This is a genomic window from Lichenibacterium minor (assembly GCF_004137685.1).
Lineage (GTDB): Bacteria > Pseudomonadota > Alphaproteobacteria > Rhizobiales > Beijerinckiaceae > Lichenihabitans > Lichenihabitans minor.
Genome location: NZ_QYBB01000148.1, coordinates 1 through 1201, shown reverse-complemented (window position 1 = coordinate 1201; position 1201 = coordinate 1). Strand labels below are relative to the sequence as shown.

Annotated in this window: 1 protein-coding gene; it reads right to left on the bottom strand. The window is 68.3% G+C overall.

The annotated features are described in order from the left end of the window. A partial coding sequence (locus D3273_RS27755) for an MHYT domain-containing protein (RefSeq protein WP_129230279.1) occupies positions 1 to 1103 on the bottom strand: 1103 nt, incomplete at its 3' end. Between the last annotated feature and the right edge of the window lie 98 nt (positions 1104 to 1201).

Below are 1201 nucleotides of genomic sequence, written 5' to 3'. Positions count from 1 at the left end.
GCGAGATGCCGGATGCGGGCCTCGTCGCGCTTGCGGTCGGTGAGGTCGCGGAGCGCGACCACCGTGGCCGGCCTGCCCAGGTAGTCGATCGGCTGGCATGACAGCTCGACGGCCACGTAGCTCCCGTCGACAGCCTGGAAATCCATCTCCTCCGGACGGCGCTCCAGGGGTGAGCACCGCTCGCGGCGGATCATGGCCGGCGCACTGTCCTTTGCGAAGAGGCTCAGCACGGGACGGCCGATGATGTCCTCGGCGGAGGCTTTGAACAAGCGCTCGCCGGCGCTGTTCACCTCGAGCACGACGCCGTCGCGGTGGATGAAGAGCACCTCCTGGGCGAGGTTGCTCATGAGGCGCATGCGGCCGAGGTCCTGGAGGGCGCGCAGCGAGATGTGACGTTCGATCATGGTCGCCACCAGGCTCGCGATCAGGAGCCCGACACTGACGCCGCCCACCGCGAAGGCGAGGCCGGTGGTGCCGAGGACCGTGCCCTCGGCCGCCTCCGCCGTGCCCGGCGCCACCGTGATCGCCGTCATGCCGGTGAAGTGCAGCCCGCAGATCGCGAGCGTCAGCCAGCCGCCGACCTCGGCCCGCCGGCCCGTCGTCGTCAGGTCTGTCGCCCTCGCCATGGCGACGACGGAGAAGACGATGCTGACCACGACCGACGCCACCACGTAGGCGTGGTCGAAGATGAGGAAGCCCGAGAACGTCATGGCTGCGACGCCGACGTAGTGCATCCCCGCTATCGCGAGCCCGAGCAGCACACCGGCGACGCCGACGCGGGAAGCGAGCGTGGCGGGCGACTTCCCGGCTAAAAGGGCCATCAGAGCCCCGCCGACGGCGACGACGATCGACAGCGCCGTCAGGCCCAGGTCGTAGGCCATCTCCTGACCCGGCATGAAGGCCAGCATGGCGACGAAGTGGAGCGACCACACGCTGCAGCCCAACACCGCTGCCGCCGCCACGAGCCAGGGGCGCCCGTCTCGTCTCCCCGCCCGCGCCAGCAGCGTAGTCGTCGTGAGACAGCCCAGGACGCAGATCACCGCCGAGATGGCCACGAGCCGAAGGTCGTGCTCGTGCACTACGCAACCTAGGACTTTGAGCATGGCTTTCTTCCGGTCATCGCGCTGAGCCTGGCATAGAGGAATAGAATTTACTTTAGGTTGCAAGGAGGCCGGTCATCGTCCATTCCGAGCGTCCGTCC